The organism is Pseudomonas sp. microsymbiont 2, assembly GCF_054788395.1.
The window spans coordinates 2163663-2187916 of the sequence record NZ_CM139112.1; the positions used below are offsets into that span (position 1 = coordinate 2163663).

At 65.9% G+C, this 24254-nt stretch carries 18 protein-coding genes and 1 pseudogene; 5 read left to right on the top strand and 14 right to left on the bottom strand.

Annotated features, from left to right (window positions below; translation table 11 throughout):
* The first annotated feature begins 16 nt into the window (after positions 1-16).
* Positions 17-1405: an MFS transporter gene (locus tag ACYUME_RS09775; protein WP_460418707.1), complete on the top strand. Its 1389-nt coding sequence runs from the start codon at positions 17-19 to the stop codon at positions 1403-1405.
* On the opposite strand, the gene glsB is transcribed toward ACYUME_RS09775, so the two are convergent.
* Positions 1288-2205 carry a glutaminase B gene (gene glsB, locus ACYUME_RS09780; protein ID WP_279880493.1) on the bottom strand — a complete coding sequence of 306 codons (918 nt, stop codon included), beginning with the start codon at positions 2203-2205 and terminating at the stop codon, positions 1288-1290. The genes ACYUME_RS09775 and glsB overlap by 118 nt on opposite strands.
* 224 nt (positions 2206-2429) lie before the next feature.
* On the opposite strand from glsB, the gene ACYUME_RS09785 reads away from it, so the two are divergent.
* A complete protein-coding gene (locus ACYUME_RS09785) occupies positions 2430-3662 on the top strand; it encodes a DUF1835 domain-containing protein (protein WP_460418708.1) in 1233 nt (410 codons plus the stop codon).
* Positions 3663-3925: 263 nt separating this feature from the next.
* On the opposite strand, the gene ACYUME_RS09790 is transcribed toward ACYUME_RS09785, so the two are convergent.
* The 11 genes and pseudogenes from ACYUME_RS09790 to ACYUME_RS09840 form a co-directional block, all read right to left on the bottom strand.
* Positions 3926-4426, bottom strand: coding sequence for a GNAT family N-acetyltransferase (locus tag ACYUME_RS09790; protein WP_460419324.1), 501 nt, complete (start codon positions 4424-4426; stop codon positions 3926-3928).
* Between the two features lie 9 nt (positions 4427-4435).
* Positions 4436-4993: pseudogene (locus tag ACYUME_RS09795) on the bottom strand (HD domain-containing protein); the annotation flags it as partial.
* Between the two features lie 25 nt (positions 4994-5018).
* The gene (locus ACYUME_RS09800; protein ID WP_460418709.1) at positions 5019-6188 is read right to left on the bottom strand and encodes a MerR family transcriptional regulator; all 1170 of its coding nucleotides are present in this window, start codon (positions 6186-6188) and stop codon (positions 5019-5021) included.
* A gap of 107 nt (positions 6189-6295) precedes the next feature.
* Positions 6296-6952, bottom strand: coding sequence for an HD domain-containing protein (locus tag ACYUME_RS09805; protein ID WP_460418710.1), 657 nt, complete (start codon positions 6950-6952; stop codon positions 6296-6298).
* The gene (locus ACYUME_RS09810) at positions 6949-7287 is read right to left on the bottom strand and encodes a hypothetical protein (RefSeq protein WP_460418711.1); all 339 of its coding nucleotides are present in this window, start codon (positions 7285-7287) and stop codon (positions 6949-6951) included. The genes ACYUME_RS09805 and ACYUME_RS09810 overlap by 4 nt, the downstream gene beginning before the upstream one ends.
* A 188-nt stretch (positions 7288-7475) precedes the next feature.
* The gene (locus tag ACYUME_RS09815) at positions 7476-8246 is read right to left on the bottom strand and encodes an HNH endonuclease (protein ID WP_460418712.1); all 771 of its coding nucleotides are present in this window, start codon (positions 8244-8246) and stop codon (positions 7476-7478) included.
* A complete protein-coding gene (locus tag ACYUME_RS09820) occupies positions 8243-10525 on the bottom strand; it encodes an AAA family ATPase (protein WP_460418713.1) in 2283 nt (760 codons plus the stop codon). Before ACYUME_RS09820 ends, ACYUME_RS09815 begins: the two co-directional genes overlap by 4 nt.
* A 123-nt stretch (positions 10526-10648) precedes the next feature.
* Entirely contained in the window at positions 10649-11020 is a 372-nt protein-coding gene (locus ACYUME_RS09825; RefSeq protein ID WP_279880507.1) for a hypothetical protein, read from the bottom strand.
* 184 nt (positions 11021-11204) lie between these two features.
* Positions 11205-12068, bottom strand: coding sequence for a diguanylate cyclase domain-containing protein (locus ACYUME_RS09830; RefSeq protein WP_460418714.1), 864 nt, complete (start codon positions 12066-12068; stop codon positions 11205-11207).
* A 158-nt stretch (positions 12069-12226) separates the two neighbouring features.
* Complete coding sequence (locus ACYUME_RS09835) at positions 12227-13150, bottom strand: LysR family transcriptional regulator (RefSeq protein WP_279880510.1); 924 nt, start codon at positions 13148-13150, stop codon at positions 12227-12229.
* A gap of 146 nt (positions 13151-13296) precedes the next feature.
* Complete coding sequence (locus ACYUME_RS09840; RefSeq protein ID WP_460419326.1) at positions 13297-14517, bottom strand: MFS transporter; 1221 nt, start codon at positions 14515-14517, stop codon at positions 13297-13299.
* A gap of 236 nt (positions 14518-14753) precedes the next feature.
* Between ACYUME_RS09840 and ACYUME_RS09845 the strand changes: the two genes are divergently transcribed.
* Genes ACYUME_RS09845 through ACYUME_RS09855 form a run of 3 tightly spaced genes read left to right on the top strand, consistent with a single transcriptional unit; the run spans position 14754 to position 22051 of the window.
* The gene (locus ACYUME_RS09845) at positions 14754-17534 is read left to right on the top strand and encodes a TonB-dependent receptor plug domain-containing protein (RefSeq protein ID WP_460418715.1); all 2781 of its coding nucleotides are present in this window, start codon (positions 14754-14756) and stop codon (positions 17532-17534) included.
* A gap of 16 nt (positions 17535-17550) precedes the next feature.
* Positions 17551-19248, top strand: coding sequence for an ABC transporter ATP-binding protein/permease (locus tag ACYUME_RS09850; RefSeq protein ID WP_460418716.1), 1698 nt, complete (start codon positions 17551-17553; stop codon positions 19246-19248).
* Entirely contained in the window at positions 19238-22051 is a 2814-nt protein-coding gene (locus tag ACYUME_RS09855; RefSeq protein WP_460418717.1) for a M16 family metallopeptidase, read from the top strand. The genes ACYUME_RS09850 and ACYUME_RS09855 overlap by 11 nt, the downstream gene beginning before the upstream one ends.
* A gap of 133 nt (positions 22052-22184) precedes the next feature.
* Here the strand turns inward: ACYUME_RS09855 and ACYUME_RS09860 are convergent, their stop codons facing one another.
* Together ACYUME_RS09860 and ACYUME_RS09865 are read right to left on the bottom strand one after the other, a co-directional pair.
* Positions 22185-23123: a FecR domain-containing protein gene (locus tag ACYUME_RS09860; protein ID WP_460418718.1), complete on the bottom strand. Its 939-nt coding sequence runs from the start codon at positions 23121-23123 to the stop codon at positions 22185-22187.
* Complete coding sequence (locus ACYUME_RS09865; RefSeq protein WP_460418719.1) at positions 23120-23608, bottom strand: sigma-70 family RNA polymerase sigma factor; 489 nt, start codon at positions 23606-23608, stop codon at positions 23120-23122. The genes ACYUME_RS09860 and ACYUME_RS09865 overlap by 4 nt, the downstream gene beginning before the upstream one ends.
* Positions 23609-24254 lie beyond the last annotated feature (646 nt).

Sequence of the window (24254 nt, forward strand, 5' to 3'; positions counted from 1 at the left end):
CACGAGAACAACAACAATGCATGCACACCCTTCGCGTTCCGCCTTGCGCACCTTCTGCGTCTCCGGCCTGGGCACGGCCCTCGAGTTCTACGACTTCATCATCTACGGCACCGCCGCGGCGCTGGTGTTTCCCCAGGTCTTCTTTCCTGGGCTGGATCACCTGACCGCTACCCTGGTGGCGTTCAGCGCCTTCGGCGCGGGGTTCCTCGCTCGCCCCTTGGGTGGCCTGGTGTTCGGCCATTTCGGCGATCGCCTTGGCCGGCAGAAGGTGCTGGTCACCACCTTGCTGCTGATGGGGCTGAGCACCTTCCTCATCGGCTGCCTGCCGGGCCATGCCAGCCTCGGTGTGGCCGCGCCGATCCTGCTGGTGCTGCTGCGTCTGATCCAGGGCTTCGCCGCCGGGGGCGAGTGGGGCGGCGCCGCGCTGTTCGGCATCGAGTCGGCGCCACCGGGGCGGCGCGGGCTGTGGGGCAGCTTCACCAGCATGGGCATTGGCGTGGGCGGCATTCTCGGGGCGGCGGTGTTCGCCCTGGTCAGCGTCGCGTTCGATGACAACCTGGTGGACTTCGCCTGGCGGATCCCGTTCTGGCTGGGGGGCACCCTGGTGCTGATCGGCCTGTACGCACGGCTGAAGACGCCGTCGGCCACCTCCACGGCCAAACCCGTGCGGGCGCCCCTGGCCCAGGCCTTGCGGCAACGGCCACGGCAACTGTTGCTATGTACCGGGATCGCCTTCGGTTACTGCACCGTCGCCTATATCGGCAGCACGTTCTTCCTGACCTACGCCACCCAGGTGGGTTACGGCAGCACCGAGGCCCTGATGTTCGACCTGACCCTGTCGGTGGCCATCGTGCTGTCGGCGCCGCTGTTCGGGTACTTGTCGGACCGCCTGGGGCGGCGCGTGGTGATGGTGTTCGGGGCGTTGGTCATGGCCTTGGGACTGTTCGCCTTCTTCGCCCTGGTGGACATGCGCCACTTCGCCACCGCCCTGTTCGCCTATAGCCTGATCGGCGCGCTGATGGGCGCGACCCAGGGGCCGATTCCGGCCTTCCTGGGCGAGCAGTTTCCCCGTTCGATGCGTTACTCGGGGATCTCTGCCAGTTACCAGGTCGGTGCGGCCCTGGGCGGGGGAACGGCCTCCAGCATTGCCACGGCAATCCTCATTCTCACCGACCACGACCCGTTGGGCGTGGCGTTGTATGGGGGCGCCGCGCTGGCGCTGGTGGCCGGGTGCTCACTGGGGCTGAAGGAAACGGCGCGCTTGGGCATGGCGCAGATCGATGGCGATCACACCGCCGAGAACACCGAACCGGTGATGCGCTCGCTCAGCAACTCCAGTGCCCGCAGCCCCGCCAGCGAGTTGCCCGAGGCGTTGAGCGCCGGCGACCACACGCAGATGCTGTAGCGCCCCGGCACCACCGCGACGATGCCGCCGCCCACGCCGCTCTTGCCCGGCAGGCCGACTCGGTAGGCGAAGTTGCCGGCCTCGTCGTACAGCCCGCTGGTGGCCATGATCGCGTTCACCTGCTGCGCCTGGCGCGGGCTGAGCACTTGCTCGCCGCTGTGCGGGCAATAGCCGCTGTTGGCCAGGAAGGCGAAGCCACGGGCCACGTCCACGCAGTTCATCGACAGCGCGCAGTGGTGGAAGTAGCTGCGCAGTACCGCGTCGACATCGTTGTGGAAGTTGCCGAAGGCCTGCATCAGGTAGGCCATGGCCGCGTTGCGCGCACGGTGCTGGTACTCGGACTCGGCCACCACGGCGTCGCTGACGATGCGTGGGTTGGCCGCCAGGCGGCGGACGAAGTCACGCATCGACAAGGCCGGGGTGGCATAGCGTGACTGGTTGATGTCGCAGATCACCAGGGCGCCGGCGTTGATGAACGGGTTGCGTGGCCGGCCTTTTTCCACCTCCAGCTGCACCAGCGAGTTGAAGGCCTGGCCCGACGGTTCATAGCCCAGCCGCGACCAGATGTCCTCGCCACTGTGGTTGATCGCCTGCACCAGGCTGAACACCTTGCAGATACTCTGGATCGAGAACGGCGTGCGCGCGTCGCCCGCGCAGTGCAGCTGGCCATCCAGGCTCTGCACGGCGATGCCCAGCTGGTTCGGGTCGACCTGGGCGAGGGCGGGAATGTATTGCGCCACCTGGCCCTGGGCGAGCAGGGGGCGGACGTGGTCGAGGATCTCTTGCAGAAGTGCTTGCATCGGGGAACCTGGGGCGAAGGAAAGGCGCGTTCGAAACGTCCAGGTAGACGATGGCCGCAGGCGCCGGAGCACATCGTTTGCATCGCGCCCCGTGTGCCGCTAAAGTCTGGCCTCAGGCGTTCGCTGCGCCCGCGGTCCGCGCAAAGGGGTTCCCCAGGCTCTGAACACCTCATTTCATTCCAGCTCCCGGCTTGTCGGCGGACCGAGCCCCACAAGGAGTTGGCATGCCCGCCATCGATGCATCCCGTCACCACGGCCTTCTCGACCTGCCTGCGCTGCGCAAGCGCGCCAAGCGCCTGCTCAAGGCGCTGGACCCCGATACCCGCACGCAACTGCACGCCCTGGGCCTGCACGGCCCGGATTACCGTCTGGCCGATACCCAGTGGCTGGTGGCCCGCCAGGCCGGTTTCGCCAGCTGGCCGAAGCTCAAGGCGCATGCCGACGCGGTGAGCTTCGCCGCGCGCCATCCGGGTTTCGCTGCCGATGACCAGGCGCAGGTGCAGCATTGGCGCTGTGGCAACGACATCGAACACAGCCTGCGTATCGCCGGATTCTCCGGGGCATTCTGGATGTTCGACGATCCCATGGTGATGGGCCCCGTGCCGGCCCTGCCGGAAGATGACTACTGGCGTGTGCGCACCGCCTACGTGCAGCGCGTGTTCAAGCTCGACCCCGTCGACCTGGCCCGGCGCCAGGCGCGGCAACGCACGGCACTGGCGCAGTTGAGTGGCGACAGCCAGATGGTGCTGTGGTGCGAGGCGGATGCCTATGATCAGCTGTTCCTCGTGCGTGTGCTGGCCAGCCTGACCGCGCTGCCCAGGCGTCTGGAACTGGTCGAGGTCGACCGGGTGCCGGGCGTCGAGCGTTTCGTCGGTATCGGCCAGCTCGCTCCGGACCTGCTGGCCTGGCTATGGCCGCAACGCCGGGCCTTGGGCGAGGACGCCCTGGCCCTGGCGCGTCAGGCCTGGGCTGCCTACACAGCGTCCGACCCGTCGGCCTGGGCCGAGCTCGCCACGCATCGACACACGGCGCTGCCGTTGCTTGGCGCCGCGCTCGCCCGCCAGTTGCAGGAGCTGCCAGGGGCCAATGACGGCCTGAGCCTGACCGAGCGCCTGAGCCTGCGCATCCTTGCCCGATACGGCGAGTTGCCGGCCGGGCGCGTGTTCAGCGAGCTGATGACGCGCGACGAGCCGCTGCCGTACCTGGGTGACCTGATGTTCCATGTGCTGCTGCGCCCGTTGATCGACACGCCACGCCCACTGCTGCACGAAAGCCCCGGCGAGCACTGGCAGCAGCGCTCGCTGCGCCTGACCGCGCTGGGCGAGCAGGTACTGGCAGGGCAAGCGAACTGGCTGGACCAGGGGCCTGCCGAGCGTTGGGTGGGCGGCGTGCGCATCGATGCCGGGCAGGCGCCGTGGGTGGTCGGCGCGCAAGGGCAGGTGTGGCAACGTCGGTGATCCGCTCCCTCGGGGAGAGATCCGAGCAACTGTCTTGCTCAGACTCCTCGATCTGGCAGTCCACTCTGTGGGAGCGGCTTCAGCCGCGAACACCGGCGTAGCCGGTGCCAGGCAATGCGTTGCTTGTTTCGCGGGTAAACCCGCTCCCACAGGTATACGCATGGCTTGAGATCGGCGCTGTGCCTGTGGGAGCGGCTTCAGCCGCGAACACCGGCGTAGCCGGTGCCAGGCACCGCAGTACTCTGGCACGGCCTTGACGAATGCTATTGCGTGGCCTCGAATGCCGCGTGGTACTGCACCGAACCCTCTGGTACATCGCCAGCGAAGGCCAGGGCCTGGAAGTACTCGGCGGGGACGCCGGGCAAGGTCAAGCCTGGATGGACCTTGAAGCCGAAGCGGCTGTAGTAGCCCGGGTCGCCCAGCACCACGCAGCCCCGGCCACCCAGCGCGTGCAAGCGGGCCAGCGCGGCGTTGACCAGCGCTGAGCCGATGCCTTGTCCCTGGCGCTGCGGTGACACCGAGACCGGCCCCAGTCCGTACCAGCCAGCGGTGCCTGACGACAGGGTCACCGGGGAGATCGCCACGTGGCCGACCACGGCGTCGGCCGCCACGGCCACCAGCGACACCGTGATCTGGCCCGCCCGGCGCAGGGCCGTGACGATGAACTGCTCGGTGTGGCTGCTGTGCTCGACATTGGCGAAGGCGGCCTCGGTCAGCTGGCTGATGGCCGCGCTATCCTGCGGGCGTTCGTCGCGCAAGGCGATGCCATTGTCGAGGTGCCTTTGGGTGTCGGCGTCGATCAGGCCGCGCAGGGCCTCGAACAACGGCGTCGCGGCGGTGTAGCGCTTGCCGTAGTTCAGGTTGAAGGCGTAGTCGAAGCCTGGTGGGTTGCGGCCCTGGTTGTGCTGCAGCAGGGTTTCCAGCTTGTCGAGGGCCTTGACCGCCTGGGCTTCGGGCGAGGTCGCGGCTTCGTAGTCTTCCCACAGCGCCATGATTTCGTCGCGCAGCGTGGCGTCCAGCGACGCCATCAGGTGCAGCAGGTCTTCGCGCTCTTGCTGGCTCTTGTCGGGGAAGCCCTGCTTGCTGACGGCGGGAACGTCGCCATGGATCGCCTCGCCCAGGTCGTGGATCAGGCACATTTTCAGCACTTTCAGCAGGTCCAGCTCGCCCAGTTCGTCGGCGAAGGTGATGGCCATCAGGCATAGTCGCCAGGTGTGCTCGGCGGTGCTTTCGGCGCGGCCGGTGGAGGTATGGGCGCTGCGGATCACGCTCTTGAGTTGTTCGGCCTGGCGCAGGAAGGTCAGGCGGTTCTGCAGTTTTTCGATGTTCATGGTGACTCCATGTCCTGGGGCGGTTTCAGCGTGTCTGCATGACGAACAGATGATAACCGTACTCGCCCAGGTGGTTTTCGTGGATCTCGAGTTCGCGTTTGATATCGGCCAAGGCCTGGGAGGCGAACGTTTCGTCGGCCAGGGCGGACACGCGTTCGCGCAGTGGCTCCAGGTAATTGGCCCAGGCCTGCGGGCTCAAGGGGAAGTGCAGCAAGGTGCGATAGCCCAGCCGGGCGATGCTGGCCAGACGCGTGTCGACGCTCTGCAGGTCCGGGTAGCCGGCTTGCCAGAATGCCTCGGCTTGCGGGGCGAGCCTGTCGGCCACCCGCACCAGGTCGCTGACCACCAGGCAGCCCTGTGGCTTGATGAAGGGCCGCCAGTACTTCAAGGCATTGTCGAAGCCCATGATGTAGGCGCAGCCCTCGGCCCAGAGCGTGTCGAAGCCCGGCTGGGCGAACGGCAGGCGGGTCATGCTCGCGCATACCGGCGTGACGCGATCCTGCAGGCCTTTGTCGGCGAGGGTGGCCCGCAGGCAGCCGAGGCTGTGTTCGTCATTGTCCAGCGCGGTGATGCGCGCTTGGCTGTGCTCGGCCAGCAGCACGCTGGTGGCGCCACGGCCACAGCCGATTTCCAGCAGTGTGGTCGGTGCCCGGGGCAGGGCGCGCAGGGCTTCGAGCGAGTCGTGCGACGAGCCGGGGCCGAGGTGTTGCAGGCTATCGAAGATACGCTCGAAGTCGGCCATGTAGCGTTCGTGTTCGTTCATGTCGCGGGATAACCATTTCAGGCGCAGGGCCTGCTTTTCACTGAATCCTTGGGTGCGCAGCCACGCCAGGTGAGCCCCGGGGGCCTGCCGTTCGAGCACTTGGTGCCAGGGGCGCATGGACGACAGGCCGAGCATGGCGGCGAGCAGGTCACGCGAGCGCTGCCGGGCGGCGATCTGCTCGTCCAGGGTATGCAGGCGGGCGAGCAGGACGGAACGGTCCATGCGCCCCTGCAGGCACGCCTGGCACTCCTTCAGGCTCAGACCGCCGGCCTGCAGTTGCTGCAACAAACGCAGCTGTTGCAGGTCCTGTTCGCCGTAGTGGCGATAGCCGTTGGCCTGGCGCCGGGACGATAGCAGCCCCAGCTTTTCGTAGTAGAGCAGCGTGGAGCGGGCAAGGCCGAGCTTGGCTGCCAATTCGGAAATGCGATACATCTGTCCTCCCCTCATGCGCTGGGGCGATCATGAACCCTGAAGTTATAGACAAGTAAAGCGCGAAAGTGACGACGATCGGCATGGGTGCATGTGCCGTGGATCAGGCGTTACTCGGCGGCGCCGATCTCATCCATGAAGTCGTCGACGAACGACGCCAGCCGTGCATGCCTGATCGCGGCCAGGCGGGCGCCTTCGCGGGTCTGCAGGCCAGAGGCGAGCTTGAGCAGCTTGGCATGGAAGTGCTCGATGGCGAACGTGTTGTCCTGATAGTCGCGACCCTGGGCGCCCGGGTTGTCGCGATCGTACAGTGCCGAGCCCAGGCGCCCGGACACATAAAAACAGCGCGCGATGCCCACCGCGCCGATGGCGTCGAGGCGGTCGCTGTCCTGGAGGATCTTCGCTTCCAGGGTCTGTGGCGCGAAACCCGCCGAATAGCTGTGGGTTTTCACCGCGTGGGCCACTTGTTCGATGCGGGGCGCGGGCCAGCCCATGACGCTGAGGATTTCGGCGGCCTTGTCGGCGCAAAGACTCGACGCCTGGGTGCGCAACGGTGAGTTCTTCTCCACCGCCACGCAATCGTGCAGCACGGTGGCGGCGAGCAGCACCTCCAGGTCGCCGCCCTCCCTGGCTTGGATCCGCCGGACGTTGGCCCAGACCCGATGGAGGTGAGAGAGGTCATGGGAACCGTCGCCGGGTGCGGCGGGCAGGCAGGCCAGCAGCCTGTCCGCCAGGGGCTGCAAGGGGGAGAAAGGCGTGTGGGTCATGAATGATGGGCGTGGGCGTTCTTTTCAGCCAGTGCAATGGCGCGCTCGCGGGCTTCCCTGAAGACCTCCAGCAGCGCCTTCTCCTGGGAAACCTTGAGGGCGCGGGCGGCGCGCAGTTCCCAGATGTACCCGATGCCCAGGCCTACGGCCTCAGCCAATTGCAGTGCATCTTGCGCTTCGGCCAGGTCGCCCAGGTAGTGCGCCACATGATGGGTGATGCTCTCGGAAAGCGAGAGTCTCTCGAGCGCCTTGCGTGCGAGGGCAAACTGTTCGGCGGCCGCGGGGCTCAGGCTGAGGTGCTCGAATTGCAGCAGGCTCAGACGATCGGTACTCAAGGGCGAATCTCCGTTTCTTGGCAGTGGCAGTGGGTTACTGTCTTACCTTTTGCCAGGCAGCACAAGGGTGCTCCGAGGTTTGTACGTGAAGTCGCCGAACGGTCAAGGCGCGGACCGACGTCGGCGTTGTGTCGCCGGCAGGTTCGCGCCTGTCGGACAGGCCGGGTGGCTGGCGTGCGACGCTCATTCTACGGCGATTTGCGTACCCACATCGCACTGATCTTCGCGCCATCGGCCAATTGGTCGGTAACCGTCTGACTCAGCAGCCTGGCAAAGCTGTCCAGCTGCGGGCGTTCACTCGCCCCTTGGGGGGTGGCAGCGAAACTGCTGGCGGCTTGCGTCCAGCTGCGCAGGCCGGGGAAGTACTCCACCAGTCGCTTTTTCCCCACGACATCGCTCAGCAGCGCTCGGCATAAATGGCGGCCCTGGGTCGTCAAGCCCTGATAGGCAATGTATTCCAGGTCATTGGTTTCATAGTGGATGTACTGGATGTGGTCGTCATAGGCATGGTACCGGGGATGAAAGAAACCCAGTCCGTCGCATGAGCGGTATGGCCCCGCGTGCTCGTTCCAGTCGCTATCGCCCTTCAGATAGTTGCAGTCGTGACATGCCAATGCGAGGTTGCGCAACCGTAGCGCCCGCGCCGGGTAGCGGCTGCTGGGCAGCACATGCTCGATGGGGGTCGCATGGGCGTAGGCGAGCAGCCATCGCTTGCAGTAGCAGCAGCGCGGCTCTTGTTCGTCCTTGAGACGGTCGCGAATGAGCTTTTTCCAATGCTTGTGATGCGGCAGGGGGTCATTGCTCAATCTTTTCCAAACCTTGGTATCGCCTGCCCTGGCGTCACGTTGCAGATCACGCATCGCCCTGAATCGCTGGCGTTGTTGCAGCATCTGTCGTTGTGCTTGGGTGAGGTACGGGCCGAACTTCACCGTGGGGGCGGGCGGAGCCTTGGCGTTCATACGGTGCTCTGCCTCTTCGCCAGCTTGAAGGTTTCCTCGATGGCTCTTTGTGCCTGGTCAATCAGCTGAGCGTCTCGTTCGAAGCGATCATCACGCAGCGCGCCTGAGGCTTTCATCAGGTCGCGCAACTCGCCGAGCTTGTCGGTGAGCTGCTTGTGCCGCGCGCGCATGGCGCTTTTTTCCTGGTTGATGGCGCGCATCGCGTCAGCGACCAACGCGGCGCAGCGCTCAGGCATCTCGCGATTGTGCGGGGTGTAGGTCTCGAAGCCTTCGAGCAGGATGGTTTCCACCGAGTGGCGACGTTCCGGGGCGATGTCGGTCAGCTGCTGGTCCTTGGCCAGGAAGCAGTGGTCGATGGGGTCTTGCGCATTGGCGACCACTGTTGGCGAGTGGGTGGCGACGATCAACCGTACACTGCGTTCCCTGGCAATCAGACCGAGTAATTGCGGCAGCAATTGTTGCCAATGCACATGGAGACTGAGTTCTGGCTCGTCGATCAGCAAGACCCTGCCAGGTTGCGCCGCCACGATGATCTTGGTGAACAGCACGAGCACTTGCTGCTCTCCGGAACTCAGCTCGCTGAAATGGAACAACTGCGTGCTGCCTTGCCGGGCGACAGCCAGTGACTTGTTTCGGGTTCCACGGGTTTGCTTGATGTGCTGGCCGAAGGGCTGGAGTGACTCACTCAAGGCCAGGGGGTTGAGCACATCGTTCAGTTCGTTTTTCGGGACGAGGTAGGTCTGATGCTTGAAGCCCAGCCGATCCATGACATGGTCGAGCGTCCTTACCCGGGCTTCGTCCTTGTGCAGCTCGATCATGAGGCTGATGAGCTTGCCTTCGATGGCCGGCACGGAGTAGCCATTTTCGGTACGGTCGCCCAGGTAGCGGTAGTCGCCCAGTTGCTTGTTCCAATGGGGAAAGCGGTCCTGTGGGCCGATGGCGATCGCCGAGCACGGCGTGTCCTGCTCTTTCAATCTGCCGATGAGCGAGGCCAGCAACCAGCTCTTGCCCGCCCCGTTGTTGCCAATGATGTACACGCAAAGGGGCGCGTGCGGTGTGTCGTCCAGCAAACGTGTCAGGGGTCTGCTATCGAGCAGCGAAAAGCCCCGCAAGGCGGTGCGTGTGGGTACGCGTTTGCTGTTGACTGGCGACTTCAGTGCTTGACGAGTCTCGACAGCGCGGCACACACCGTCGATATCGCGGTATCCGCGGTCGAACCACTGAGCGTACAAACCGCTGAGTGGGCCTAGCGATTGGAGTTTGTTGCCTGCCTTGGGCCTGTCGTTGGATCTCCACTTCTGCACGATGGCCACGGCGAACTCGGCAATGTGTCGCACGTTGGCGCCTTTGATGGGCTCCAGGGTCTGCCGGGTGTCGATGCACAGGGTTTGTCCGCCGCGCGGCTTGTCGCTGTTCAATAGCCAGGCGGTGTAATGTCGCGTCTTTCCCGTTGGGTTGTAGCTGGTGAAATCGACGATTGCCTCCAGCAGATCCTGCTCGCTCAACAGGCGCCTGACTTCCATCTGTACCGGGTCCATCGCACCTGTGGTGATCTGGAAAACCATGAGCGTTTCGCCGCTGACTCGACCATCGACGGCCAGGGTGAACAGGCGGGTGAATGGATGTGTAAGCAGAACGGGGTTGTCCAGCAAGGCGACATTCGCTGCATTGCCTCTTGTTGTGCCATCGATGCGCTTGTAGCCAATGGCCAATACGGCGAGTCGAAGATGGGTCAGGTGCACGAAGACGCTCTCCGTCTCCCTGACCTCATGCAGGCCTTTGTCGGACAATGGAGTGCCGTGCCTGATCAGTGCCTCTGCGTTGTAGGCGTACAGGTCGGTGATGCCGCGCTTGCCCGCCAGGCCCGTGGTCAGCTGTGCGACGAAATCTGCGTGACGTCGATTGAAGCCTGCGCGACTGATGATGCGATAGAACAGCGTGTCGAAGAGCGCCAGACACTCCTCCCGTGGCCTGAGCTTGGTCCAGTTCGACAACAGGTTCGCGCACGCTTGCACCCGGGAAAGATCGAGCGTGGTCTTCGAGGCCTTGGCCTCGCAGGCATCCACCAGGATCTGGGTCAGATGCGCCCAGTTCCGAGGTTGGCTCTCCTCCTGGGGCGTCAGCGCTGCAAGCCAAGGTCCACGCGTCCAGTCGACAAGCAACGCCCCCAAGGTGTACAGCAGGACTTGTTCGAACTCGTGGTCGGTGCGCTTGCCTTGAAGGTGTTGCTCCTTGGCTTGTGCCAACAGTCGGCCCAGCCAGAGAATGCTTTCGTCCATGGGTGTCACATGCCAGCAGATTCAGTTGGCAGAGAAGTCTACGCAAGGGATCGAGTGGTGGCGAGTGGCCATTTCCGGGTTCGCCACCTGGCTGACAGCAAAAGGGGCAATGCCGGCAGGGGATTAGCGACGATAACGGCGGTGATCGTCCTCGTAGCGATGGTGCCACGCGCGATCATGATGGCGTTCCCAGTAGCGTTGTCGCTCCATCGCCCGGCGGTGCTGCTCCCTGCGCCATTGTTCACGGTGCCATTGCTCACGCCGCCAGTCGTCCCGACGGTCATGCCAGCGATCATCGTGACGGTAGCGATCGTCATGGGCCAGCAATGGGCCGCCGTGCTCGCCGGCCATGCTTGGCCAGGGCGCAGCCCTGCTGGCCGCAGGTTCCGGGGTGAAGGATGGACTGACGGTCTTGAGCTGCTTGGCGGCGACAGGCAGCGCCGTCGCGAGCGCGAGCAGGCCGGCGATCAGCAGGCGTGAGGCAGGCAGTTTCATGGGGAAGGGCAACCTCTGGATGGCAATTGGACCGCTGACGACAGGAGCGCGCGACATCGTTGTGGCGTGCTGACCAATAGACCGCCAAAGCGCAAAAAGTTCTGGCCGGCGGCAGGTCGCGGATCGCTATCCAGGGGCCCTTGCGTTCGGCAGGCATGGCGCCGGCCGCCCGTCTTCGCGCATATCATCCCGCCCTGGGGCGACAGCGCTTGCGCCGGTACATATCGTCGTCCGCCAGGCTGAGCAACGTGTCGGCGTCGGTACCGTCCATGGGGTAGCAGGCCACGCCGATGCTGCACGACGGCATGCGGATCGCGCCGAACTCATCCCCCAACGGTTCGGCCATGACGGCGAGAATCTGCGCCACCTTTTCGGCCACGGCGCTGGCCGACGGGAGAGCCGGCAGCAGCACGGTGAATTCGTCACCGCCCATGCGGGCCACCGTGTCGCTGGCCCGCACGCAACCCTGCAGGCGCCGGGCGACGGTGCACAGCACACGGTCTCCCGCCGCGTGGCCATGCACGTCGTTGATGCCCTTGAAGTCGTTGATGTCCAGAAACAGCAACCCCAGTACCTGCTCCTCGCGCTGCGCCGTGCCCAGGGCCGCCTGCAGGCGGTCGTTGAACAGCGAGCGGTTGCACAGACGGGTCAGCGGGTCGTGATGGGCGAGAAAACGCAGTTCCTCCTCGGCCTCGGTCAGCGCCGTCACGTTGCGTGCCACGCCGATCCGCGCGCCCACTTCGTCGGACCAGAACGCCGCCCAGAGAATATGCACGATGCCGCCATCCTTGCGGATATAGCGGTTGCGAAAGTCGAAGTGCGCGTGACCGTTCATCACCCGGATGATCGAGGCCCGTGTGCTGTCCAGATCGTCGGGGTGCAGGTAGCGGGTGATCGGCGTGCCGGTCAGCTCGTCGGCGCGGTAGCCGAGCAAGGCTTCGCAGGCGTTGCTGACGAACACGATGGTGTTGTCCCGGTCGACCACGAACACCGTGTCCAGCATCAGGTGGATCAGCTTGGGGTAGAGCGCGTTCAGGTCGACGGGCATGGGGCAGGGCGTCCGCTACGAAATGGCTCGATCGTGGCCCGATCGCGAAGGGCGGCGGCGGATCCGCAAGGCCGATCGCAGCGCCTGGCCAGCATACACATGGATGTATGCGGGCACTACGGGGCCAGCTGAAATCGCCCCGTGGTGGCCTTTTGCGTTTAGTCGTGGTCGAAAAGCAGCGGCGTCAAATGGCGGGCAAGCAAACGCAGCATAAGGTCGACCTTGGGCAGCAGTTGCCGACTGCGCGGCCAGATGAGGTGTACCGGCAACCCCGGCGTTGCCAGGTGCGGCAGGATTTCCACCAGCTCGCCACGGCGCAGTTCGTCACCAATCATCCAGGTCGCCAGTTGCGCGATACCGTAGCCGCCCTTGACCGCCTGCACCTGGGCTTCACCGCTGCCTACGGTGATCCTGCCGTTCATGGTGCGCCGCTCGATCTGGCCATCGGGGCCACGGAACAGCCAAGGGCTGACACTGCCATCGGCACGGCCATACATGATGCACTCGAGCTGGTCGAGTTGATGGCTGTGCTGGATGTCCAGGTGCTGGCCCAGGTACTGGGGCGCTGCGCAGAAGATCAGGCGTTCCTGGCCGAGCTGCTGGTGCGCCAGCAGGTTGGGCAGTTGCTCGACGCTGCCGATACGCACCGCCAGGTCGATCCCTTCCTCGATGAGGTCGACGAAGCGGTCGGTGAACGAGGCATGCAGACGCAGGCGCGGATTGTGTTCGGTGAAATTCAGCAGCAACGGCAGTACATGTTGCTTGCCGAAGGTCACCGGCACATCGATGCGCAGGCGCCCGGCAGGTTCGTGCCGCTGTGCGGCCAGAACCGTTTCGGCTTCTTCGAGCTCGGCCAGGATGCGCGCGCAGGTACGGTAGAACGCCTCGCCGCTGTCGGTCAGGGCAAGGCTGCGGGTGGTGCGCCTGAACAATCGAGTCCCCAGGCGTGCTTCGAGGCGGGCGACGCCCTTGCTCACGGCCGAGGTCGAAAGATTGAGCTGCGTGGCGGCGGCGGTGAAGCTGCCGGCGTCCGCCGTGGTGACGAAAACCTCGATGCCTTTGAGGTGCTCGGTGAGCCTCATTGAAAATCCTTCTACCTTTCGCGCCCGAGGTGGGCATACACGCTGCATGCGTTGAGTGCGCGGGGTGGCGGCCAGGGTAGCAGCAAGCACGGCGGGCCGAAACCGAGGTGGCGCCTTCGCCGTCAGGCGAAATACGCCTCGCTCGGTCATCGCAGGAGCGTCCCAGCATCGGTGGCGCGGCGTTCCTCTCGCTGGATCAGCAGCAGGCAGATCACTGCCGCGGCCAGGGCTATCGTGGCGGCGATGTAGCCGATGCTGGCCAGGCCGGTCTTTTCGATGCTGTAGCCGCCGATGATGGCGCCCAGGCCGATGCCCGCATTGGCGGCCGAGACGTTCAGGGTGCCCGCCAGGGCCTGGGCATGACTGGCCGCTCTCATCACCCGCACCTGACACACCGGGTACAGCGCGGTATAGGCAATGCCCCAGACGGCCAGTGCCAGCGCCAGGCCAACGGACGAACTGGCCAGAGGCATGCTCAGGGCCATGCCGGCGGCCAGGACCAGCACGAACAGTGCCGTGGCGCCCAGCGGGTTGCGGTCGACCCAGTGCCCCCCCAGCCAGTTACCGACCAGGCCGATGGCGCCGAACCCCATCAACCACCCGCCGACCGCCACCGGGGCGATGCCGGCCAGGCGTTCGAGCATGTCGGCCAGGTAGGTGTAGGCGGTGAACATGGCGGTGAACACCGCCACCGAGAGCAGGATGTTGCCGATGAAGCGACCGTCACGCAGGATGCGCATCTGCTGGCCGATACTGCTGCGTTCGGAGCGGGCGAGGGGCGGCAGGTACCGCGCCAGCAGCACCAGCATCAGCAGCGATAGCGCGGCCAGCCCCCAGAAGGCGCCACGCCAGCCGATCAGGTTGGCGAACACGGTGCCCAGCGGGATGCCGAACAGGGTGGCCGCCGCGATCCCCAGGTATACCTGGGCCACGGCGCGGCCCGCCTGCTGGGGGCCGACCAGTTGGCTGGCGGTTTCGCTGGCGGTGCCCCAGAACACCGGCAGCAACAGCGCCGGGATGAACCGGGCGAGGCTCAGCACCCAGATGTTCGGGGCCACGGCCGCCAGGGCGTTGGCGACGGCGAAGATCAGCATGATGACCATGAACAGGCGCTTGCGCTCGATATGGGCCAGGGCGGCGGTTAAGAGCGGGCCGAACAGCATCACGGTAAAGGCGAACAGGGTGACCAGTTGGCCCGCGGCGGAAATGGAGATGTCCAGGTCGCGGGCAAGGGCAGGCAGCAGGCCGATGATCAGAAACTCGGTGGTGACGATCACGAAGGCGGCGATGGCCAGCAGGGCGATGGAGCCGGCGCTGCGACGTGGCATCGCCGAAGCGGGTGAGGGGGCGTGTGGCATGGCAGGCAATCCAGGCAAGGTAGATCGCGCTAGTCTATGTAGGCGATAAATTCCTATCTCGGGCAATTATTCGCTCTATTGTTTACTTGAATTCCACAATGGTGCGGCTGTTACTGGGATTGAATGCGCGTTGTTGGTGATGCGGGCGTTGGCCATTGTCCCTTTCGCGATCTTGTTCGGCATAACAAATCGATAATGATTCCCAGTTCGCTGGGATCGACAATGCCCTGCACGGATCACGATCGATGCCTTCCGATACCTCGAGTTTCCCGGTACTGCTCTGCGCTTCAATGCTCCTGGCAGCCGTCCCCTGCGCCCTGGCCGATGACGCGCCGGCCTCCCGCGAGCAGTCCGGCGAGCGCCGCTACTTCGCCATTCCCGCCGGCCCGCTGGGCCAGAGCCTGACGCGTTTCGCCGAGCACAGCGGTGTGCGCCTGGCCTATGATTCGCGCCTGGTGGACGGCCATCAGGCCCTGCGCCTGGAGGGTCACTACAGCGTCGCAGGCGCCCTGGAAGCGTTGTTGGGCGGAACTGGCCTGAGCTCCATCGCTACCGGCAACGGCTACCTGATCCGTCGGGACCAGGCCAGCGCTGAAGATGCCGTGCGCCTGCAGCCGACCACCGTCAACAGCGTGCACAACGAGGACGAGCAGCGTTTTTCCAACCCGTTCGCGCTCACCGCCGAACAGATCGAGAAACGCCCGCAGGCCAACAGCAACCTCACCGATCTGTTGCGCAGCCACCCGGTGGTGCAGTTCTCCAACAGCAGCCAGAGCGGCCTGAACCAGGGCGAGATCAAGCCCGACTCGATTTCCATCCATGGTTCGCGGCCCTACCAGGGCCTGTTCAGCCTGGACGGCATGCGCATGAACAACGACCTCGATCCGGTCGATCCCGGCAATGGCGTGACCCTGGCCTCGGGAACCTCCAGCGAGCAGGGCTTCTACCTCGACAGCCGCCTGATCGACAGCCTCGAAGTGCACGACTCGAACATTTCCGCACGCTACAGCGGCTTCACCGGCGGCGTGGTCGAGGCCACCTCGCGCAGCTGGCGCGGCGGGCAGGGTGGACGGGTGTACTACCGGCACAGCGACGCCGACTGGAACCGCAGCTTCAGCGACAGCCGCCTGGACTTCGACAGCGCCAACAACAGCGTCGACCGCCCGGCGCGCTTTCAGCCCAAGTACCAGAAGAGCGATTACGGCGCCTGGGCCGAAACCCAGCTGGCGGAAAATCTCGGCGTGGTGCTCAGCGTCTCGCGACGCGATTCGAAGATCCCCATGCGCGACCTGGGCGGGCAGGGGTTCGTCGTCGCGGGCGACGAGCTGGTGGCCACGGACAACCCCGCGCGCAATCGCCAGCAACGCCGTCAGTCCGACAACCTCTCGGCCAAGTTCAGCCTCTACGCCACGCCCGAGACCACGCTGCACTGGACGGTGCTGTACTCGGGCTATGACGAGCAGATGTTCCAGAACACCATCGCCGACTCCGGCTACCGCAGCCGTCACGACGGCCTGGGCAGCATCCTCAAGCTCGAGCAACTGACCGACCTTGGGCGCCTGGACCTTTCGGCCAGCTACCGGCACATGACCGACGAGCGTGACGGCGACACCGATTTTCGCATCATGGTCCGTGACTTCAGTGACTGGCGCAGCCCGAAGAACTACCAGTACGGCGGTCCCGGCAGCCTGCAGAGCTACCAGGATACCGTCGAGCTGTCCGGTCAGTTCGCCTTCGATCAGCTGCGCACCGGCGTGCTGGGCCACCAGCTGACCGTGGGGGCCGGGGTCAATCAGGTCGATGCCCAGTTCAAGCGCGACCAGACCTATTACTCGGCGACCTTCACCGGCATGCAGGACTACTACAACCTGCAGCAGGTCGATGCGTTCTTCGCCGGCTCCGCCTCCACCCGCTACACCAGCTACCACTTGTTCGCCGAGGATGCCGTGGAGTGGGGGCGGGTGACCGTGCGCCCCGGCGTGCGCCTGGACCGCGACGACTTCGTCGGGCGCAACAACCTGGCGCCGCGCCTGGCCGTCTCGTGGGACGTGCAGGGCAATGGCGACACCGTGCTCAAGGCCGGTGCCAACCGCTACTACGGCAGCTCGATGCTGACCTATGCCCTGTATGGTGCGCAGAACGGCGGCCTCAAGCATTGCTACTACGAGGCCAGCTGCCTGGACCTGATCGACAACGGCGACGGCAGTTGGGACGCCACCCCCGACTACGAGGGGCTCGAGGGCCTCAAGACCCCCTACAGCGACGAGCTGATGGTCGGCCTCAGCCAGCGCTGGGGCAACAGCCTGTGGTCGCTGCAGTACGTCAACCGCAAGCACCGCGACGAAGTGCGCAGCCGGCCCAAGTACCCGGACAGCCGCGACAGCGGCAAGCGCAGCATCAAGCAGTTCACCAACGACAGCCGGACCGACAGCGACAACGTCTACCTGAGCGTGAGCATGCTCGAGCCGCTGCGCTGGCAGGGCGCCGAGCACCTCTTCGGCGCCTCGCTGGCCTGGCAGCGTACCCGCAGCGATACCGCGCTGGAGCTGGGCTACAGCGACATCGACCTGAGCATGAAGCTCGATCCGGACAAGGCTTGGTACAACGGCAAGGTGATCAGTGCCAGGGACCTGCCCGCCACCGACTTCAACGCGCCATGGAAGCTCAACCTCGACTGGCAGGCGAGCTGGCAGGCGCAAGGATTGTCGCTGTTCAATCGGGTGACGTTCGAGAGCAGCCGCGACCAGGTCTACAAGCACGACACCGATGCCGACGGCTACTACACGCTGCCCGACAGCGGCCTGCGGGTGCGCAAGTACAGCTCGGCGCGCATCGGCTCGCTGTGGCGCTGGGACACCAGCCTGCAATGGAAGCCGGTGTTCGCCGGTGGACTGGGCTTCACCGCCGAGGTCAGCAACCTGTTCAATACCCGCAACCAGAGCGACACCCTGAATTGGCGCGGCGGCACCTACAAGGTCTACCAGCCGGGACGTCAACTGTGGCTGGGGCTGTCCTATGACTTCTGAGCGGCGGGCGCCGTCGATGAACCGGCTGCGTCAGTTCTGGGTCGTCACCCGGCCATTCTGGCGTTCGCGCCAGGCCTGGCCGGCCTGGGCGCTGCTGGCCACGGTGCTTGGCCTGACCCTGTTCGGGGTGTGGCTGAACGTGCGCCTGAACGAATGGAACGGCGCCTTCTACAACGCCCTGCAAGCTGTCGATGGCCCTGCGTTGTACCGCCTGCTGTACCAGTTCGCGGGCCTGGCGCTGGCGATGATTCTGTCGGTGGTGTACGCCGACTACCTGCGCAAGCAGCTGCTGATCCGCTGGCGCGCCTGGCTCACCGAGCATGTCGTCGGGCGCTGGCTGGCCACCGATGCCTGCCACTATCGCCTGCAGTTGCAAGGGCATGAACCGGACAACCCGGACCAGCGCATCGCCGACGACATCCGCCAGATGATCGAGCTGAGCTTGCAGCTGCTGCTGTCGTTCGTCCGCGCGCTGGTGACCCTGGTGTCCTTCGTCGCCATCCTCTGGACCTTGTCGGGCAGCTTCGCCTTCAGCCTGTGGGGCAGCGAGTATCGATTGCCTGGCTACATGGTCTGGGCGTGCGTGCTGTACACGGTGCTGGGCATCGGCCTGACCCAGTGGATCGGCGGCTCGCTGCAGCGGCTGAACTACCAGCAGCAACAACGCGAGGCCGATTACCGTGGGGCGCTGATCCTGCGTCGGCGGCACGCCGAAGCGATTGCCGGGCAGCACGGCGAGGGCAGTGAGCGCCGGGCCCTGGGGCGCCGCTTCGCCGAGGTGGTGGGCAACTGGTACCGGCTGATGCGCGCGGAGCGCAACCTGGCGTTCTTCACGGTCGGCTACAAGCAGGTGACCATCATCGCGCCGTTCTTCTTCGCCTTGCCGGCCTTCCTGGCGGGGCAGTTGCAGCTGGGCGGGCTGATGCGTATCCAGTCGGCGTTCGGCCAGGTTTCGGGTTCGCTGAGCTGGTTCATCCACGCCTATCGCGATATCGCGCTGTGGTCGGCTTGCGTGGAGCGTCTGCATGGGTTCGTCCGCCTGCTCGAGGCCGACCGGGCAACAGCGCCGCTCGCGCCGCGCACGAGCGCCCTGCTGGAGGCGCACCTGAGCGTGCGCCAAGCCGATGGCGGCCCTTTGCTGGCGCCGTTGGCACTGGGCCTGCGCCCCGGCAGCCTGACCCTGTTGCATGGGCGTTCCGGCGTGGGCAAGTCGACCTTGTTGCGCACGCTGGCCGGTTTCTGGCCGCACTACAGCGGCCGTCTGATGCGACGTGAAGAGGCCTTCTGGATACCCCAGCAAGCCTACCTGGCCGACGAAGCGCTGGCCGAGCTGTTGGCCTACCCACGGCCGGCGGCGGATTTCCCCGAGGCGCAGCTCGCGCAGGCACTGGCCGATGTCGGGCTGGGCGAATGGGCCGGGCGGGCGTGGCAGCGCGCCGATTGGAATCAACGGCTATCGGGCGGCGAACGGCAACGGTTGCTGTTCGCCCGCCTGCTGCTCAACCAGCCACGGTTGCTGCTGCTGGACGAGATCACCTCGGCCCTCGATCCGCAGACAGCCAGCGAACTGCTGTCGCTGCTGCGTGAACGCTTGCCTGACAGTGCCATCCTGCTGGTCAGTCACCAGCCTCACCTTGCCGCCCTGGCCGACACCGTGATCGAGCTGGGCGTGCTTCAATCCGCCGTCAAGGAACTCCCCGTCGATGCTCTCTAGAACACTGTTACTGGCCAGCATGCTGTGCCTGGCGGCCTGCACCGTCACGTCGCCCGACAACACCGATAGCGCCGCAACCGTCAGCGCCGTCGGCGAGCTGCCGGTGCGCCCCGGCCTTCGCGACTATCGGCTGGACAACGGCCTGCGCGTCCTGCTGCTGCCACGCCCGGAGCCGGGCGTCGAACTGCGTCTGCTGGTGGCCAGCGGCTCGATGCAGGAAACGGCGCAGCAGCGTGGCCTGGCGCACTTCGTCGAGCACATGGCGTTCAAGGGCACGCGGCATTTCCCCGGGCAGGCCGGGTTGCAGGCGCTGGAACGCGAGGGCATCAGCCTGGGGCCGGACATCAATGCCGCGACCCGTTTCAACAGCACCCTGTACAAGCTGTCGTTGCCCGACGGCCAGACCGACCTGGCCCTGCGTGTGATGGCCGATTGGGCTGGGCAGGTCAGCTTCGACCCGGCGGCCTTCGAAGCCGAGCGCGAGGTGATCGTCGAGGAGTGGCGCCTGCGTCAGGGTGTCGGCCAGCGCATCAACCAGCAGCTCGAGAGGCTGCGCTATGCCGACAGTGATTATGCGCGGCGCGACCCCATCGGCGACCTGGCGATCATTCGCCATGCGCCGCTGGAGCAGGCCGTAGCCTTCTACCGTGACGGCTACCAGCCCCAGCGCATGACCCTGGTGCTGGTCGGCAGCTTCGACGAGGGCAAGGTGCGCGAAGCGATTGACCAGGCGTTTGCTACCCAGCCGCGTGGCCAGGCCGTCAACCCGGCGGCGCCGCGCTTCCATGGCGACACCACGCTGCGCGTGGCCCAGGTGTTCGACGGCGAGCAAGGCCAGCGGCTGTTGCAGTTCGCCTTGCAGCGCGACCTGCCAGCCTCGCTCGACACCCAGAACGGCCAGTGGCGGGACTTGATCGATGCCTTGTGGCTCGGCGTGCTCGACGAGCGCCTCGACCTGCTGGTCGAACAGGGTGGCTTCGCCAGTGCCGGCACCGCCGAGCGTTCCAGCCTGCTCGATGCCCGTCGTGCCCAGTACCTGTTCATGGCGAGCCTGCGCGATGACGACCTGCCGGGCGCCGCCGAGCGGCTGCTCAGCGAAGTGCGGCGCCTGGCCGTCCAGCCGGTGACGGCCAGCGAGCTGGCCTCGGCCAAGCGCCGCTTGCTGGAAAAACTGCAGGGTCAGGCCGCCGGGCAGCAGCGCTACGGGCATGCCGTGCTGGCCGATGGCCTGGCCGATGCGCTGGAGTACCGCATGCCGATGTTCGACAAGCGCCAGCAACTGGCCCTGACCGAAGCCTGGTTGCCGCGCATCGGCGTCGACCATCTGCGCGCGGCGGTCGCCGAGCTGCTGCAACAGGCTTCGCCGCGCCTGGCGGTAATTGGCCCGGACAGCGATGCCGGGCGTTTCGACGACGCCCGTTTCCAGGCCGTGTGGCAGCGTGTGCAGGCCAGCCAGCTGGAGCGCTTCGCCTTGCAGGCAGAGACCCAGGAGTTGGCCCTGGCGGCGCCCGCGTCCGGCCGCCTGGACGATTTGCCGGACCTGGCCGAAGTGGGTGCGCAGCAGTGGCGCCTGGGCAACGGTATCCGGGTCATCGTCAAGACCGACCCCAGCCTGCAGGACAACGTGCGCCTCGAGCTGCGCCAGGCCGGGGGCAGCTCGCTGGAGCCCGACGACCAGGCCGGGCAGCAGCACTGGGCCATCCAGCTCGCCGAGCGCAGCGGCTATGGTGCCTACTCGCCACGCCAGCTGACACGGCTGGGCGACCGTCACGGCGTGCGTGTGCAGCCGTTCAGCGACAGCCTGTTCCATGGCCTGCGCGGCACGGCGCCGGCGGACCAGCTGGAGACACTGTTCAAGTTGCTGAACCTCAAGCTGACGGCCGCCCGGTTCGACGCCGCGCCGTTGGCGCAGATGCGCCAAAGCATGGCCGAGGGCCTGCGACACCAGCCGGCCGAGCGGCGTTACATGGACGCGATCAACCGCGATGCCTATGCCAATGGCCAGCGCATGGTCAGCGATGCGCAAGGGCCATGGCGGCACTTCGATGTGGCCCAGCTGGCTCGCGTGCACAGCGAGCTGTTCGCCGTGCGCCCAGGCATGACCCTGGTGATCGCAGGGCCTGCGGACCTGACGCAGTTGCGTGCGCTCACCCGGACCTGGGTCGCCGGCCTGCCGCTTGCCGACAGCGTGCGCCCGCACTGGCAGGACCGGGGGGTGCGTCCGTTGCATCGCGTCATGAATGAAACCTACCCCTGGTCAAGCAGCCCGAAAAGCATGGTCAGCGTGCTTTACAGCAGTCCCGCGCAGTGGCGTGGCGACGATGTGCTGGCCCTGCAACTGCTGGATCAGGTCGCCAGCCTGCGCTTGCGCCAGGCGATCCGCGAGCAGGCTTCGGGTGTCTATGCCATCGGCTTCTCCCAGTTGCTCACGCGCCTGCCGTCGTCCTATTACCTGGCGCGGCTCAACTTCACCGCCGCTCCCGAGCGGGCCGAGGCGCTGGCCGCCCAGGCCCGTGATGTCATCCAGCGGATCGCCGAGGCCGGCATCAGTGCCAGCGAACTGCAGCAGGCCCGTCAGGCGCTGCTCAACGACCAGCGCCAGCAGCGGCGCAGCGCGCTGTACTGGAGCGAGGCGTTGCTGCAGGTGGCCATGGTCGATGACGATTTTGCCAGTCTGGCCAGCGAGCCCGAACGGTTGCGTGCGCTCGACCTGCAGACGGTCAACCGCCTGGCTGCGCAGTGGCTGGGACGCAATCCCAAGCAGTTCGTCCTGGCGCCGCAGGTCGCGGGACCACAGGGATAGCACCAGGGCGTCGGCTTTCGGAGGGAACAACTAGCTTGCTCAGATTCTAAAAATTGAGCAAGACAGTTGCTCCCACAGGCGGTTGATCACGCAGGGGCAGTACAGGGCTTTCGAGGTGAGGGAACATTCGAGTTCATGCGACGGGCACCAGTGTCGCCCAGTAGCGGCTGCGGTAGAGAATCCGTACCGGCAGCACCTGGCCCAGGGTGGCCAGGACCTGCTCGGGCTGATGCAGGTCGAACGAACCGGAGATACGCAGTTGCGCCACCTGTGGGTCGCAGCGCAGGATCCCGGGGCGGTAGCGGTCGAGTTCCCGGACGAACTCGCCCAGGGGCATGCCTTCGCTGATCAGCAGGCCGCGAGTCCAGGCATCGGAGGCCAGGGGCAAGGGCACGCGTTGCAGATGGCTGGCGCCCAGCAGCAATTGCTGGCCTGCTGGCACGCTGTGCTCGCCATCGGCCAGTAGCACGCCGACCTGGCCTTGATACACCGAGATGCGTGTTGGCTGGTCGTCCAGGGCGCGTACGGCAAAGCGCGCGTGGCCGGCCTGGATCAGTGCCTGGCCGCTGCGTACCTGGGTGGACAACGGCAGGGCCTGGCGGGAGTCGACCATGATCTCGCCGCGCAGCAGCTCGATCAGCGTGTCCTGGTGCCGGGCCTTGATGTCCAGGGCGCTGGCGGTATTGATGTCGAGCACCAGCTGGTTGTCCAGTTCCAGGCGCCGCTGTTCGCCGGTGGCCGTGCGCAGGTCGGCGTCGAGTGTCGGCCAGGCGAGCTGCTGGCCGGTGTAGGCCAGGGCACCGGTGCCACCCAGCAACAGGCACAGCTTGCCGACGAAGGCGCGCCGTGAGGTGGCGTGCGGTGTCGCCCGCCAGGCCGAGAGCAACAGCTTGCCGTCGTCGCCCGCCCAGCGTTGCTGCAACGCCTGCACCCGCTGCCAGGCCTGGCGGTTCGCCTCGGACTCGTCCAGCCAGGCTTGCCAGCGCTGGCGGCGGGGGTCCTGGGCATGGGCTTCGCGCAGCTCGATGTACCAGTCCAGCGCGCTGTCCAGGCTCGACTGTCTGTCGCTCATGCCTCCAGTTCCAGGCAGTGCAGCAAGGCGGTGCGCATGTACTTCTTCACCGAACTCACGGTCACCCCGAGGCGCTCGGCGGCCTCGGCGTACTTCAGGCCGTCCAGCTGGCACAGCAGGAAGGCCTGGCGCACCTTGGGCGGCAGGCTGCCGAGCAGGCGGTCGAGGGCGTACAGGCTTTCGAGCAGCGAGCAAGTCAGCTCGGGCGAGGGCGCCAGTGCCTCGGGCAGCGCTTGCAGGGTAGCCAGGTAGGCGCGCTCCAGCTCCTTGCGCCGGACCTTGTCCACCAGCAGGCCGTGGGCGATGGTGCGCAGGAACGCGCGGGGTTCGCGCAGGCCGTCGAGGTTGCGGCCCAGTACCTTGACGAAGGTGTCCTGGGCCAGGTCGGCGACTTCGCTGGAGCAGCCCAGGCGCCGTTGCAGCCAGCTTTTCAGCCAGCTGTTGTGCGCCTGGTAGAGGTTGGCGACGACATCGTTGGAGTTCATGGGAGAGTCGACATGCGAAATAAAGGCTAATGATAATCATTTGTGAATCATTGTGCCATTAGCCTTCCCGCTGTCGCTCCCACATTTGTTTCGGGCCAGTTATGCCTGTGAGGGTACCGCTGTCCGCCTTGGTGCATGCCTCAAGACAGGTGGGGCGGCAGTGGTGCCCACGCTGAAACCGCGCCGGGCCAACAAGGCGGACCAGGTAATGGCACAGGATTGACTGGCCCGAAACAGATGTAGGAGCGGCCTTGCGTCGCGATGCGCCGCGTGGGCGGCGCTCGATCTCATAGGCGCTACAAGGCCTTCGTCTGGCACCTGGCTTTGATTGTTGGCTGAGATCGCGTGAGGGCGGCTAGGTGCATGTCGGGATATTCGGTGAGGGCCACCAGGTGTTCGCCGATGTTTTTGCAGCGCCTATCAGATCGAGCGCCGCCCGCGCGGCGCATCGCGACGCAAGGCCGCTCCTACATTTGTTGCAACGTGCCGAACCTGTCAGGCCATGGTTGCCCGCCCTGGTGCATGCCTTGAGACAGGTGAGGCGGCAGTGGCGCCCACGCTGAAATCGCGTCGTACCCACAAGGCGGACCAGGTGATGGCACAGGATTGACTGGCCCGAAACAGATGTAGGAGCGGCCTTGCGTCG